Source organism: Pseudomonas sp. BP6 (genome assembly GCF_017875935.1).
Classification (GTDB): Bacteria; Pseudomonadota; Gammaproteobacteria; order Pseudomonadales; family Pseudomonadaceae; genus Aquipseudomonas; species Aquipseudomonas putida_Y.
This window is the reverse complement of sequence record NZ_JAGINI010000001.1, coordinates 1,819,489-1,833,616: the sequence shown is the minus strand read 5'-3', so window position 1 is coordinate 1,833,616 and position 14,128 is coordinate 1,819,489. Positions and strand designations below refer to the sequence as shown.

Genomic DNA, 14,128 nt, shown 5'->3' with positions numbered 1-14,128 from the left:
GGAGCAGGGTTCACCCCGCTCCCACAAGGCAGGCCGGGGCAGGCTACAGCACCGGCTTGCGCGCTGCTCCGCTGCGGGCCTTGGCCATGGCTGCCAGGCGCACCGCTACGTTGGCAGCGCCGTAACCGGCGTATCCCGCCTTGCGCTGGATGATCTCGAAGAAGAAACGCTCCTCGAACGGCTCGGTGTAGACGTGGAACAGCTCGCCACCTTGGGCGTCGCGGTCGTACAGCACGTTGTAGTACGCCAGCTCGCTGAGGAACTCGTCATCGAAATCGAAACGCGCCGCCAGGTCGTCGTAGTAGTTCAGCGGGATTTCCAGCAGCGGCACCCCTGCCAGCTTGGCCCTTGCCACTTCGCGGAAGATGTCATCACAATCGAAGGCGATGTGATGTACGCCGGAACCACGGTAGCTTGAAAGCGCATGGGCGATTGCGGTGTTGCGGTTTTCCGAGATGTTCAGCGGCAGGCGCAAGGTGCCGCACTGGCTGCGCAGGGCGCGACTCTTGACCAGGCCATACGGGTCGGGCAGCACCACTTCGTCGTCGGCGGCGAAGTCGAACAAACTCTTGTAGAACAGCACCCAGCTGTCCAACGACTCGGCCGGCAGGGCCAGGGCCATGTGGTCGATGCGGCGCAGCCCGCCGGTCGCGGCTGCATTGTTGTCCAGGCTGAAGTCGGTGTCGTACAGGGTGTGGCCGGCAGTGCCCTGCTCCACCAGGTACAGCAGGCTGCCATCGGGCGCACGCACCGCCGGCACTTCGCATTCGTTGGGGCCGACCAGGCCGCGGAACGGCTGGCCACGGAAAGCGGTGGCCCGCTTCAGGGCCGCTTGCTGGTCCTTGACCCGCAACGCAGTGGCGCACAGCGACGGGCCATGGGCCTCGAAGAAGTTGTGGCCGAAGGAATACGGTTCAGCGTTCAGCACAATGTTGATATCACCCTGGCGCAGCAGTTGCACTTCTTTGCTTCGGTGCTTGCCGGCTTCGGCAAAGCCCAGGCGCTTCAACCAGTTGCCCAGGCGCGCGCCGACGGCTTCGTCGACCGCGAACTCCAGGAACTCCACGCCGTCATAAGCGCTGGCCGGCGGCGGAGCGAACAGTACGCCAGGCTCGATCGGCGTGTTCTCCTGCTCCAGGCGCAAGCGGGTCTGCTCTTCGAGGTACAGCAACGAACGCAAGCCGTCCGCAGCATTCTGCCGGGTCGGTGCGGCGCGGAAACCGTCATTGAAGATTTCCAGCGACAGCGGGCCACGGTAGCCCGTGGCGAGGATCGGTGCCAGGAAACCGGCCATGTCCATTTCGCCCTGCCCCGGGAAGCAGCGAAAGTGCCGGCTCCACTCCAGCACATCCATGGCCAGGATTGGCGCATCGGCCATTTGCACGAAGAAGATCTTGTCGCCGGGGATGTCGCGGATCGCGCTTGGATCACCTTTGAGCGACAAGGTGTGGAAGCTGTCGAGGATCACCCCGAGTGCCGGGTGGTCGGCCTGGCGCACCAGGTTCCACACTTGCTGGTAAGTGTTGACGTGGCGGCCCCAGGCCAGCGCTTCGTAACCAATGCGCAGGCCGCGCTTGCCGGCATGTTCGCCCAGCAGGCGCAGGTCGTCGACCAACAGTTGCTCGTCACCCAGGGCATCGGCCTGGACGTTGCTGCACACCAGCACCAGGTCGGTACCCAGTTCCTGCATCAGGTCGAACTTGCGTTCGGCGCGGTCGAGGTTTTTCTGCAGGCGGTCACGGCGGCAGCCTTCAAAGTCGCGAAAAGGCTGGAACAAGGTGATGGCAATGCCCAGGTCGGCGCACATCTGGCGCACCTGGCGCGGGCTGCCAGCGTAATAGAGCAGGTCGTTTTCGAAGATCTCGACGCCGTCAAAACCGGCGGCGGCGATGGCTTCGAGCTTTTCCGGCAGAGTGCCGCTCAAGGACACGGTAGCGATCGAACGCTGCATGGCGGGAGTTCCTTGTTGTTGGAGGAATACGGTGCCATTCGGGCAAATAACCCCTGTCACAGTCTATGGCACGATCGATTATTCGCAGGTAAAGTCGACGCTTCAATCTCTTTGTACGGAATGGTTAGTTTTGCGTTCGATTATCGCACAAAACCCGTTTTAGCGAATTGCTAGACCGCGGCCCCGTGGTCAACATGGACCACAGACGCAGGCACACCGACCGTTGCCTCCTGCCTTGGCATAACCTCTGGCGGAACCTGCGCAAACAACAATAACAACGGAGACAACGATGGCTCACTCCAGCTCGCAAGCAAAGAAAGCGACCGCCAGTGGATGGATAGGCTCGGCACTCGAGTACTACGACTTCTTCATCTACGCCCAGGCCGCGGCGCTGATTTTCCCGCAGATTTTCTTCCCCAACACCGACCCGAAGATGGCGATCATTGCCTCGTTGGCCACCTATGGCGTGGGCTACCTGGCACGCCCGGTCGGCGCCTTCGTTCTGGGCCACTGGGGTGACACCCGCGGTCGCAAGAACGTCCTGCTGCTGTGCATGTTCCTGATGGGCCTGTCGACCATGGCTGTCGGCCTGCTACCCACCTACCACGACATCGGCTACCTCGCACCGGCCTTGCTGGTTGTGCTGCGACTGATCCAGGGCTTTGCCGTGGCCGGGGAAATTTCCGGTGCCAGTTCCATGATCATGGAGCACGCGCCGTTTGGCCGAAGAGGCTACTACGCCAGTTTCACCCTGCAAGGTGTGCAAGCGGGCCAGGTCCTGGCGGCAGCGGTGTTCCTGCCACTGGCTTACTTCATGCCCAGCGAAGCCTTTACCGAATGGGGCTGGCGCATTCCGTTCCTGATGAGCGCCGTCGTGCTGATTGCCGGCTTCATCATCCGTAAGGAAGTGCACGAGACCCCAGCGTTCGTTCAAGAAGAGAAACAGGACAAGGTTGTCAAATCGCCCATCAGCGAAGCCTTCCGCCACAGCTGGAAGCACATGGTGCTGGTGATGTTCATGGCCCTGATGAACGTGATCCCGGTCGTGGCCACCATCTTCGGTGCGGCCTACGCGGTGCAGCCGGCGTATGGCATCGGCTTCGACAAGAGTGTGTACCTGTGGATTCCGGTGGTCGGTAACATCGTCGCGGTGCTGGTGATCCCGTTCGTGGGCAACCTGTCGGACAAGATCGGCCGTCGCCCGACCATGATCGCTGGCTGCCTGGGCTCTGGCCTGCTGGCCTTCGTCTACCTGTATGCGATCAGCATCCAGAACGTGCCAATGGCGTTCGCCGCCTCGATCGTCATGTGGGGCATGGTCTACCAGGGTTACAACGCGGTATTCCCAAGCTTCTATCCTGAGCTGTTCCACACCCGCTACCGCGTGACGGCCATGGCCATCGCGCAGAACATCGGCACCATGCTCACCGCCATGCTGCCCGCGCTGTTCGCAATGGTCGCCCCACCCGGCTCGGACAACATTCCGCTGGTAGTCGGTGGGCTGGCCTTCTTCATCACCGGCGTGTGCGCCCTGGCGGCCTACATTGCCCCGGAAACCCACCGCCTGGCGATGGAAGACCTGGGCAACCCAGAGGCCAAGCCGATGGAAAAGGCAGCCTATGAAGCCAGCCGTAAAGGTAGCTTTCAGGCGGTGAGTCACTGATAGATTGCAGGGGCTGCTTTGCAGCCCCTTCGCGGTCAAGCCCGCTCACACACGTACCGTACAGGCTTCAGCCTTTGATCACGTCCTGCAGGCGTGCCCACAGCCGCTGCACATCCCCCCGCTCGGTCGGCAGCGCACCAATCGAAACCCGCACCATCCATCGCCCGTCCAGTGTAGCCGGCGTCACATAGGCATCCCCGGACGCATTCAACCGCTCGGCCCAGCCCTTGGTATGCGCATCCAGCGCATCCCCTTCAAGCCCGGCCGGTCGATGGCGAATGCACAAGGTCTGCAGCTGTACTGGCGCCAGCACTTCCCACTCCGCCGCCGCCTCGACCTGCCCCGCCAGCCACTGGGCATTGTCCAGGTCACGCCGCAGCCGCGCCTGCAATGCGTCTACACCCTCGCTGCGCAACATGAACCACAGCTTCAAGGCGCGGAACCGACGACCCAGCGGAATGCCCCAGTCGCGCAGGTTCTTCACCTCGCCATCCACCGCCGACTGCAGGTAGCTGGGATTGGTGCTCATCACCCGGATCAGGTGCTGCGGATCGCGCACGTAGTAGATCGAGCAATCGAAGGCCACACCCAGCCATTTGTGCGCGTTGACCACCACCGAATCGGCCAGCTCGATGCCATCCCACATCCAGCGGCACTCGGGCAGGATCATCGCCGAACCGGCCATGGCCGAGTCAACGTGCAACCACAGCCCATTGGCCTGGGCGATTTCGCCCACCGGGCGCAGCGGGTCGAGGGCAGTGGTCGTCGTGGTGCCGGTGGTGGCAACCACGGCGCAGGGCTGGTTGCCGGCAGCCAGGTCCTGCTCGATCGCCGCCTGCAGTGCCTCTGGGCGTAGGGCGTAGCGTTCGTCGGTGGGAATCAGGCGGATATTGTCGCGACCAAAACCTGCCAGCAGTGCAGCCTTGTCCACCGAGCTGTGAGCGTGGGCGCTGACATACACGATCAACGGCTTGGCTTCGGCCTGCAGGCCGCCGCGTACCAAGGCGTAGTCGGTGGCGCGCTCACGGGCACTGATCAGCGCCACCAGGGTGCTGGTCGAGGCGGTGTCCTGGATCACGCCACTCCATTGAGCAGAAAGGCCGAGCAACTGGCGCAGCCAGTCGAGGGTGGTTTCTTCCAGTTCGCTCAGGGCCGGGCTGGATTGCCATGACAGGCCCAGCACGCCCAGACCGGTACTGAGGAAGTCCCCCAGCACCGAGGACAGGGTGCCATTGGAAGGGAAATAGCCATAGAAGTCCGGGTGCTGCCAATGGGACAGGCCGGGCATGACCAGGTTATTGACGTCGTCGAGAATGGCCGCGAAAGGTTCGCCTTGTTGAGGGGCAGTTGCGGGCAAGGCAGCCTTGAGGTAGCCAGGTTCGACCTGGGCCATGACCGGGCGTTCGCCCACGGTCTGGCGGTAGTCGGCAATCAGGTCGATCAGTTGGTGGCCGTACTGGCGAAATTGTTCGGGGGTCACGCTAGCTCTCCTGGGGGTTATCCATTGCCTGTGCTGGCCTTTTCGCGGGTAAACCCGCTCCTACAGCCGCGAAGAAGCCGCACAATCAACACAATGCCCCCAGTCTAGGCACCTATCCCCGGCCGAATAACCCCGCTTCCCGCATAGCTGCTATGGCGAACCTGCATGCCCGCCCTGTACACCAAACTGCGACTGGCGCCACAACTCGAATACCCGGTTACGCAACCAGCGGTGCTCGGCCGAGGCCTGCAGGCGCTGGTGCCACACAACCCAGTACCGCTGGCTGTGGTCGATGAAGCCCAGTGGTCGCCAGGTCAGGTCATGCAAACGGCTCAGCTGCCGGGCGATGTGCTCGGGGACCGTGGCCACGGCCTGACTGTTGGCAATCACTTGTACCGTGGCGCAGAAGAACGGCACTTCGAGGCTGACCCGCCGCTGCAGGCCTTGTGCACGCAAGTGCCGATCGATGAAGCTGTCCTTGTCGCCACCACCCGAAATGCGCACATGCTTGTACGCCAGGTAGTCGGCCTGGCTGAGCGCGGCCTGCGCGGCCAGCGGGTGATCCTGGCGCATCAGGCATACCGCGCGGTCCTCACCCAACAGACGTCCGTGCAGGTTGGGCGGCGACTCGTCGAACAAGGTGGTCGCCAGGTCGATTTCTCCGCTGGCCAGCAAGGCGTACTGGCCGGCCTGCCAGGTGCGGTACTCCAGCGACACACCTGGCGCTTCGCGCTCCAGCGCCGCCACCAGCAGCGGCAGCATGTGCTCGGCCACATAATCCGAAGCAGCCAGGCAGAACCGCCGCTCGCAACGCGCCGGGTCGAAGATGGCGGGCTGGCGCAGCGCGTGCAGTTCTTCGAGCACCTGGCGCAAAGGCTCGACCAGCGCTTCGGCGTGTTCGCTAAGCACGTAACCACGCCCTTGGCGCACCAGCAACGGATCATCGAAGGCTTCGCGCAGGTGGGCCAACTGGCGGCTCAGGGCCGATTGGCTGACACCCAGGCGCTCGGCCGCGTGGCTGAGGTTTTTAAGCTGCAACAGGTGGTCGAGGGTGCGCAGGTGGGCGAGGCTGAGGGAGGCGAAGGTGGGGTTCATGCAGGCTCCCTGCGGTGGAATTCAAGGGCCTTCTCGCGGGCAAGCCCGCTCTCACAGGGTTCTCACATCGTTCGGCATCGTGAAAAACCTGCGGGAGCGGGCTTGCCCGCGAACAGGCCGCAACGCGGCCCCGACGATTACTCGGTCAGGCCAACATAGACGTTCTGCACGTCATCGTGCTCGTCGATCGCCTCGAGAAACGCTTCGACCTCGGCCAACGCCTCAGCACTCAGGCTGGCCGCGCTTACCGGGTTTTTAGGGGTGTAGCCGATTTTCGCCGCGGTCACGGTGAAACCATGCTCCGGCAGGGCCTTCTGTACCGCGTCCAGGTCGGTGGTGTCGGTGATGAACAGGGTCGAGCCCTCTTCTTCACCTTCCTCGAAGTCCTGGGCACCGGCTTCGATCGCGGCCATTTCCGGATCAGCGTCAGCGCTCGCAGGCGTGGCTTCGATCAGGCCTACATGGTTGAAGTCCCACGCTACCGAACCGCTGGCACCCAGCTGGCCCTTGCGGAACAGCACGCGGATTTGCGCGACGGTGCGGTTGATGTTGTCGGTCAGGCACTCGACGATCAGCGGCACCTGGTGCGGGGCGAAACCTTCATAACTCACCGCATGGTACTGCACGGCATCACCGTCCAGGCCTGCGCCCTTGCGGATTGCCCGATCCAGGGTCTCGCGGGTCATCGAAGCCTTCTTGGCTTGCACGATGGCCAGGCGCAGGCGCGGGTTCATGTCGGGATCGGCACCCGACTTGGCCGCGATCTGGATTTCCTTGGACAGCTTGCCCATGATCTTGCCTTTGGCATTGGCCGCTGTTTCTCTATGTTTGGCTTTCCACTGTGCGCCCATGTCGACTCTCTTGTTTCAGCGGCCGGTTCAGGAAGCGACCGGCCAAAAGTGGGTGCATTTTATACGCCCTCGAGCATGGGATCGACAAGAAATCTCATCAGCCTTTATCGGCTTTGCCCGCCGCCGCGGCAAACCGCGCCAACCGCACGTCCAGCCTTCGCGGGCGCACACCACGATCTTCGGCCTGCTCCTTGCGGCGGATGGCATTGCGCACCATCAGCGAGCCCAGGTAGCGAATCGGCTCGGGCGGGAACAGCCCCAGCGGCCCTTTGACCAGCGGCGACCGGGTCCACGGGTTGTCCAGCCCCAGCGCCAGCGACGAAAGAATCTGCCCGCCCATGTGGCACGGGCCAACACCGCTGCCGGAATAACCGAAGCCGTAGAACACGTTGCCCTGCCCGTCCAGCCGGCCGAAGAATGGCAGGCCGGTCACCGAGCGATCCGACGGCCCGTTCCAGCTGGCCGCCAGTGGCACCTCGGCCAAGGCCGGGAAAAAGCCGCCAAGGCTTTCGCGCAGCAACCGCCGATACGGCGACGGCTGGTCGAATACCGGCAACATGCGCCCGCCATAGGCAAACGTGTTGCCGCCCTTGCCGAGCATCAGCCGGCCATCGGAGGTGTTGTGGTAGTAGTGCACGAAAATACGCGAGTCGAGCACGCTGATCCCGCTGTCCAGGCCGATCTGGCGCAGCAGCTCGGGGCACGGTTCGGTAATGACCATGTCGCTGGAAACGATCGCCACACTGCGCTCGAACTGCGGGAAGACGCGCGCCATCCAGGCATTGAGGCCCAGCACTACACGGTCGGCGCGCAGCGTGCCGTGGGCCGTGCGCACCTGCACCGGGGCACCGTGCTCCAGGCCGGTCATGGCGGTGCCTTCGTAGAGGCGCACGCCGCGCTGCAAGGCCACCCGGCGCAGGCCGCGCACCAGTTTGCCCGGCTGCACAGTGGCGGCGGCCGGCGAGAACCAGCCTTCCAGATGCCGTGCCGAACCGGCCAGGCGCTGCACCTGCTCCAGCGGCAAGCGGCGGAACGAGTTGATACCCTTGTGCTCCAGCGCGGCGATCACCGCGTCGGTGGCACCGACCTGGGCTGCGTTGGTGGCCGTGTACAGCGTGCCGTCCAGACGGAAGTCGCAGTCGATGCCATTGGCCGTGCAGAACACACCGATGTCTGCGATGCTGCGCTCCGACTCGCGCACCAGCCGCACCGCCTCCTCCCCCCCGAACAGGCGTTCGAGGGTGAAGTACTTGGCCGACCAGGACAACGCACACCCGCCATTGCGGCCGCTGGCACCGGCACCGCAGATGTCGGCCTCGATCAGCACCACATCCAGGGCCGGTACCGCCTCCTTGAGCATCAGCGCCGTCCACAGGCCGGTGTAGCCGCCGCCGACAATGCACACATCGCAACGGGTATCGCCTTGCAGCGGCGGGCATACCGCCTCCTGCGCCGAATCCAGGGCCTGTTGCAGCCAGAAGGGTCTCATTCGCTCGCTTTCCTTTAAGTACGCATTGGCTTGATTGCCATGCTGGTGTTCGGTGCCACGTCGGTGCCTTGCGGGCTGATGGCCGGCCGGCTGTTCCAGTGCGGCAGCAACACCAGCGCCGAGAACAGCGCGCAGCCAGCGAACACGATGAACACCGTGACGCCGTCGAAATAACCCGGCAGCAACCCGCCCAGTACCGCGCCCACCGACCCACAACCGTTGACGAAACCTGCTGCGGTGGCGCCGGCCTTGGCGGTGCCGAAGTCGATGGCTGCAGCGCCGCTGATCATCGAGTCCGGCCCGTACAGGGTCAGGCCCATGACGAACAGCAGGGCCACCACCAGCAGCACGCTGCCGGTGTTCATGGCCGCCATGAACAACGCCAGTGTCACGGTCAGCAGCACCAAGCTGATCACGCAGGCCGGCATGCGCCGGGCGCCAAACAGTTTGTCCGAGGCCAGGCCAATCATGATCGGGCCAAGCAGCCCGGCCAGTTCGAAAGCAGTCGGGATGATTGCCGCGCCCACTTTGCCCACCGAGGGCATCTGCTCGAAGACGATCACAGGGCCCCACAGCAAGATGGCGTAGCGCGCCGGCTTCAGCAGGAAGTACGCCAGGCCCAGGGTCAACACCGTGCGGTTGCGCAGGATTTCCCGCAGTGGCGCCCACACGCTGCACAGGTTGTCGGCCGGGGCCATGCTTTGCGGCTCGGGCTCAACCGCCGGCAAGCCGACGTCCTCGGGTTTGTTGCGCTGCAGGAAGAAGAACAGCACCGCCACCAGCGCCACCACGACCGCGCTGGAGAAGAACGCCGCATGCCAGGTACCGACCAAGGTGTAGGCCCACCAGCCCGCGAACGGCGAGGCCACCAGGCCGCCGAAGGCATAGCAGGAACTCCACAGGCCCAGCACCCGTCCGCGCTGCGAAGCCGGGAAGAAGCTGCCGATGTTCTTGCACAAGCCGGCCCAGCCGGTGGATTGCGCCAGGCCCTGTACCAGCATGCAGGTAGCGAAGATCGGGAAAGTTGCGTAACTGCCCATCACGACTGCCGCCGCCGCAGAAATCAGCAACCCGCCCAACACGACCACGCGCGGGCCAAAGCGGTCGGCAAGCATGCCCCAGGTGAATTGGCCCACGGCATAGGCGGCCAGGTAGATGGCGTCCAGGTTGGCCATGGCGGCCTTGTCGAGCATGAAGCCTGGGTCTTCGGCGATGCCCAGCTTGGCCACCGAGAAGGCTTTGCGGGTGAAGTAGAAGGCGGCGTAGGCCAGCCAGGTGATGGCGAAAATCTGGATACGCCAGCGTTTGAACGCGGCTAGGGAATGATTCATGTAAGTCTGACCTCTTGCTCAAGTGTGCCGGCAGAATGTGAAGAAACGCCTGTCTTGTTCTTGTGTTACGCACAGCGATGACGAGGCTGTCATCGGGTCAGGTGGCGCCGAGTAGGCACCATCGCCCTGGCGGCATTCGTGGTGCCAGCGTCGGGCTGAAATACATGGAAACAGTTGCTGTAAGATAAATAAAATCGATTTATCGTATTACACAAATAAGCCCAGCTTGTTACTGAGGTCGTCATGTCGGTTTCCCACGCCCAACTCAAGGCTTTCCACGCGGTGGCCGTCCACGGCAGCTTTACCCGCGCTGCGGAAAAGCTGTTTCTTACCCAGCCTGCGGTGTCCGACCAGGTGCGCAAACTGGAGGAGCGCTTCGGCGTCTTGCTGTTCCACCGCAACAAACGCTCGGTGCAGCTCACCGACCTTGGCGAGCGGCTGCTGGGCATCAGCCAGCGCCTGTTCGCCTGCGAGGCCGAAGCCCAGGAACTGCTGCACGACTCGCGTGCGCTGCAGACCGGCAGCCTGGTGCTGGCAGTGGATGCGCCGGTGCACGTACTGCCGCAGATCGCCCGCTTCTGCCAGCGCTATCCGGGGATCCAGGTGAAGATCGAAACGGGCAATACCGACGAATCGCTGGCGCGGCTGTTCAGCTATCAGGCCGACCTGGCCCTGCTGGGCCGGGATGTCGACGATGAGCGCCTGCATTGCCTGCCGCTGCGTCGTGACCCGATGGTGGCGTTCGTTTCCCACCACCACCCATGGGCTAGCCGCGGCTCGATCAGCCTGGCCGACCTCGATGACACGCCACTGGTGCTGCGCGAGCCCGGCTCGGTGACGCGGCAGACGCTGGAGGAAGAAATGCAACGCGCCGGGTTGCGGATACGCGCAGCGATCCAGGTGGAGGGCCGGGAAGCGGCGCGAGAGGCGGTGGTGGTAGGCATTGGTGTGGGCGTGGTATCGGCGGCAGAGTTTGGTGCCGATGCACGAGTGTGTGCGTTGCCGATAGTGGATTGCCAGCGGCATTTGACCGAGACCCTGGTGTGCCTGAGCGAGCAGCGTACGCGCCGGGTGGTGGCGACTTTCCTGCAGATGGTCGAGGAAGGGGTGTAGCACTGTGCTGGCCTTTTCGCGGGCTCGCCCGCTCCCACAGGTCCTGCACAGCATCCGGAACCTGTGTCGTTTTAGGAGCGGGCGAGCCCGCGAAGGGGCCAGATCAGGCAACCCAACTATGCTGGGATAACCCCAATCCAGGCACCCAACCCATGCTCTACCGCCTTGCCGCCGACACCCTGGTGCTGCTGCACCTGGCCTTCATCCTGCTGGTGCTGTTCGGCGGGCTGCTGGTGCTGCGCTGGCGCCCTGCCCTGTTGCTGCACCTGCCGGTCCTGGCCTGGGGCCTGGCGGTGGAGTGCCTGCACCTGGGCTGCCCGCTGACCACTTGGGAAAACCACATGCGCAATGCCGCCGGTGACGCAGGTTACCAGGGCAGCTTCGTCGAGCACTACGTCTGGCCACTGATCTACCCCGCCGGCCTGACCCCGCAGATCCAGCTGTTGCTGGGCACCCTCGTACTGGCGCTGAACCTCGGCATCTACAGCTACGTGGCCTGGCGCTGGCGCCGCCCTAGCGGGTAGCGATCACGAACAACCGCGGGAAGGGCAACAGGACCTTGCCATCAGAGGCCGGCGGATAATCGCGCTGCATGGCCTGCAGGTACATCTGCAGGAAGTCGGCCTGCTCCTGCTCATCCAGCCTGGCCAGATAAGGCCGCAGCGCCGACCCTTTGAACCATTCCACTACCGCTTCGGCGCCCCCCATCAACGGGTGATGATAGGTGGTACGCCATACGTCCACCCGTGCGCACAGCGGGCTGAGCAAGTCATAGTAGAACGCCGCGTTGTGCCGGGGCGGCAGCTGCAAGTCGGCGAACTTCGCCGCCCAGGGGCCTTGGCTTGCGATCTCGCGCAACTGCCGGTGGGCTGGTTCGTCGAGGTTGTCCGGGGTCTGCACGGCCAGGCTGGCGCCTTCGCTGAGCTGGCGCACCAGGTGCGGATACAGCAAGGCGTGGTCAGGTACCCATTGCAACGAGGCGTTGGCCAGGATCAGGTCCTGCGGCTCGGGGGCAGTCCAGCCAGCAATGTCGGCAATGACCGTGCGCACACGCGGGATGCACAGCCGCTTGCGCTCACGGGCCTTGTCGATCATGTCAGGGTCGCTGTCCAGTGCCGTCACCTGGGCGTCAGGGTAACGTTGCAGCAGCACCTCGGTCGAGTTGCCGGGGCCGCACCCCAAGTCAGTGGCGTGGCGCACCGGCCGTGGCGGGATGGCGGCAATCAGGTCGCGTACGGCGCGCGTGCGTTCGTCTTCGAACAGGGAATACTGAGTGGCGGACCAGGCCATGTGCGGCTCCTTTGGGCAGGCTATGTGCCTAGCATATGCCATCTGTCGCCCGGAGGGACGGTTGCAAAAGGATTACCCCGGAACTGATCACCTATGCTTGGAGTCAGTCCTTCCATGCGCACGCCCATGAAGACCTACATCGCCCTCGCCATCCTGGCCCTGATCGCCGCCGCCGCCCTGCTCGGCTCACCGTGGATGAACCAGCGCTTCCACATGCCCGCAGAAAAAGCCCAGGCCCAACAACGCGAAACGGCCGGGTCCCCAAGGGAGCCGGCCGTTTCCAGACGCGAGTAACGCTTAGTGCTGCTTGCTACCAGAGCGGATCTGGTGCACCACACCCATCGCCACCACGACCGCCGCAGCGATACCGGTGGAAATGACCAGAATCTGGTAGTCAGGCATGAAGGCCATGGTGACCAGGGCAGCCACGATGAACGCGATCACCAGGTAGGTCAGCCATGGGAACAGCCACATCTTCAGGCGTACTTCCTTGCCCTCGGCAATCAGCTTGCGGCGCATGCGCAGTTGCGAGAAGGCGATGACCAGGTACACCAGCAGGGCGATCATGCCGGTGGTGTTCATCAGGGTGTCCAGCACGTCTTTCGGGCGCAGGGTCTCGCTGAAGTTGATCAACGCACACACCACGGCCACGGCGCACGAACCCATGATCGCGTACACCGGTACACCGGTACCGGCGCGGGTGATCTTGAAGAACGACGGCGCGTCACCACGCTGGGCCAGGGAGAACAGCATGCGCGATGCGGTGTAATGGCCAGAGATCAGGCAGCTGCTCACCGAAGTCAGCACCACGAAGTTCATCAGCAGCTCGGCATACGGCACGCCCAGCAGTTCCAGGGTACGGCGGTAAGCGCCATAGCCAGAAACACCCAGGTGCGGGTCGTTCCACGGTACCAGGCAGACGATCAGGAAGATCGAACCGACGTAGAACAGGCACACACGCCAGACCACCGAGTTGGTCGCCTTGACGATCTGCGCGGCCGGGTCCTTGGCTTCGGAAGCGGCGATGGTGACGATTTCGGCGCCGAGGAAGGCGAACATCACCCCGAGCAAGGCACCGATCACGGTGGTGATGCCATTGGGCATGAAGCCTTCGGCGGTGAGGTGGCTGATGCCACGCACTTCACCGAACTGCCAGATGTTCATCACGGCAGCCGTACACACGATCAGGAAGCAGACGATCGCAATCACCTTGATCAAGGCGAACCAGAACTCGAACTCACCGTAGTGCTTGACGTTGAAGAAGTTGACGGTGATCAGCAACAGGGTCGTGGCCAGCACGAACACGTTGACGCTAACGTCGGGGAAGAAGCCATGCAGGATCTTGCCCGCCACATAGGCTTCCCAGGCCATGAGGATGACCCAGTACCACCAGTACAGCCAGCCGATGGTAAAACCGGCCCAACGGCCAATGGCACGGTCGGCGTAGGTCGAGAACGAGCCGGTGTCAGGCGAGGAAGTCGCCATTTCACCCAGCATGCGCATGATCAGCACCACCAGGATGCCGCCTGCCAGGTAGGCCAGGACAGCGGCTGGGCCGGCACTGTGGATCACGCTGCCGGAACCGACAAACAAGGCGCCGCCAATAACCCCGGCGATAGACATCATCGTCAGGTGGCGCGACTTCAGCGAGGCACTGAGCTTGCTCTCATGCCCGCTTTTCGCGGTGGTGGTTGTGGATGTTGCGTCCATCAGTTGTGTACCCCGTGCTTCTTTTTATCCAAGGAAAACTGTGAAACCCCGATGGCTGGCGATTTCACCTGTACATCAGTGCTAATGCGGGCAGGATGGTGTGAACGAACACACGCAGACCTTCCATGGCGGCCTGCTGACGCGCCCCAGGACGA

Annotated in this window: 12 protein-coding genes; 4 read left to right on the top strand and 8 right to left on the bottom strand. The window is 63.6% G+C overall.

Annotated elements, in window-relative coordinates; all coding sequences use genetic code 11:
• Positions 1–43: 43 nt before the first annotated feature.
• Positions 44–1,951 (bottom strand): 3-dehydroshikimate dehydratase QuiC, encoded by a 1,908-nt coding sequence (quiC, locus tag J3A98_RS08485; protein ID WP_176684671.1) that lies wholly within the window; start codon positions 1,949–1,951, stop codon positions 44–46.
• Between the two features lie 289 nt (positions 1,952–2,240).
• Between quiC and J3A98_RS08480 the strand changes: the two genes are divergently transcribed.
• The gene (locus J3A98_RS08480) at positions 2,241–3,614 is read left to right on the top strand and encodes an MFS transporter (protein ID WP_176684672.1); all 1,374 of its coding nucleotides are present in this window, start codon (positions 2,241–2,243) and stop codon (positions 3,612–3,614) included.
• 67 nt (positions 3,615–3,681) lie between these two features.
• Here the strand turns inward: J3A98_RS08480 and J3A98_RS08475 are convergent, their stop codons facing one another.
• The 5 genes from J3A98_RS08475 to J3A98_RS08455 all read right to left on the bottom strand — a co-directional run bounded on the left by J3A98_RS08475 (position 3,682) and on the right by J3A98_RS08455 (position 9,860).
• Complete coding sequence (locus tag J3A98_RS08475; RefSeq protein WP_209965297.1) at positions 3,682–5,094, bottom strand: pyridoxal-dependent decarboxylase; 1,413 nt, start codon at positions 5,092–5,094, stop codon at positions 3,682–3,684.
• Between the two features lie 150 nt (positions 5,095–5,244).
• Positions 5,245–6,189: a LysR family transcriptional regulator gene (locus tag J3A98_RS08470; RefSeq protein WP_209965295.1), complete on the bottom strand. Its 945-nt coding sequence runs from the start codon at positions 6,187–6,189 to the stop codon at positions 5,245–5,247.
• Positions 6,190–6,326: 137 nt separating this feature from the next.
• Positions 6,327–7,040, bottom strand: coding sequence for a YebC/PmpR family DNA-binding transcriptional regulator (locus J3A98_RS08465; protein WP_004575404.1), 714 nt, complete (start codon positions 7,038–7,040; stop codon positions 6,327–6,329).
• A gap of 97 nt (positions 7,041–7,137) precedes the next feature.
• On the bottom strand, positions 7,138–8,529 hold the full coding sequence (locus tag J3A98_RS08460; RefSeq protein ID WP_176684674.1) for an FAD-dependent oxidoreductase: 1,392 nt from the start codon (positions 8,527–8,529) through the stop codon (positions 7,138–7,140).
• A 14-nt stretch (positions 8,530–8,543) separates the two neighbouring features.
• The gene (locus J3A98_RS08455; RefSeq protein WP_209965294.1) at positions 8,544–9,860 is read right to left on the bottom strand and encodes an MFS transporter; all 1,317 of its coding nucleotides are present in this window, start codon (positions 9,858–9,860) and stop codon (positions 8,544–8,546) included.
• Positions 9,861–10,103: 243 nt separating this feature from the next.
• On the opposite strand from J3A98_RS08455, the gene J3A98_RS08450 reads away from it, so the two are divergent.
• Both J3A98_RS08450 and J3A98_RS08445 read left to right on the top strand, forming a co-directional pair.
• The gene (locus J3A98_RS08450) at positions 10,104–10,973 is read left to right on the top strand and encodes a LysR substrate-binding domain-containing protein (RefSeq protein ID WP_020193277.1); all 870 of its coding nucleotides are present in this window, start codon (positions 10,104–10,106) and stop codon (positions 10,971–10,973) included.
• A gap of 152 nt (positions 10,974–11,125) precedes the next feature.
• Positions 11,126–11,497 carry a DUF2784 domain-containing protein gene (locus J3A98_RS08445; protein ID WP_209965292.1) on the top strand — a complete coding sequence of 124 codons (372 nt, stop codon included), beginning with the start codon at positions 11,126–11,128 and terminating at the stop codon, positions 11,495–11,497.
• Here the strand turns inward: J3A98_RS08445 and tam are convergent.
• Positions 11,487–12,263 carry a trans-aconitate 2-methyltransferase gene (gene tam / locus J3A98_RS08440; RefSeq protein ID WP_021783153.1) on the bottom strand — a complete coding sequence of 259 codons (777 nt, stop codon included), beginning with the start codon at positions 12,261–12,263 and terminating at the stop codon, positions 11,487–11,489. The genes J3A98_RS08445 and tam overlap by 11 nt on opposite strands.
• Positions 12,264–12,377: 114 nt before the next feature.
• Between tam and J3A98_RS08435 the strand changes: the two genes are divergently transcribed.
• Positions 12,378–12,557 carry a hypothetical protein gene (locus J3A98_RS08435; protein ID WP_028698076.1) on the top strand — a complete coding sequence of 60 codons (180 nt, stop codon included), beginning with the start codon at positions 12,378–12,380 and terminating at the stop codon, positions 12,555–12,557.
• Positions 12,558–12,560: 3 nt separating this feature from the next.
• Here the strand turns inward: J3A98_RS08435 and J3A98_RS08430 are convergent, their stop codons facing one another.
• Positions 12,561–13,973 carry an amino acid permease gene (locus J3A98_RS08430; RefSeq protein WP_004575400.1) on the bottom strand — a complete coding sequence of 471 codons (1,413 nt, stop codon included), beginning with the start codon at positions 13,971–13,973 and terminating at the stop codon, positions 12,561–12,563.
• Positions 13,974–14,128 lie beyond the last annotated feature (155 nt).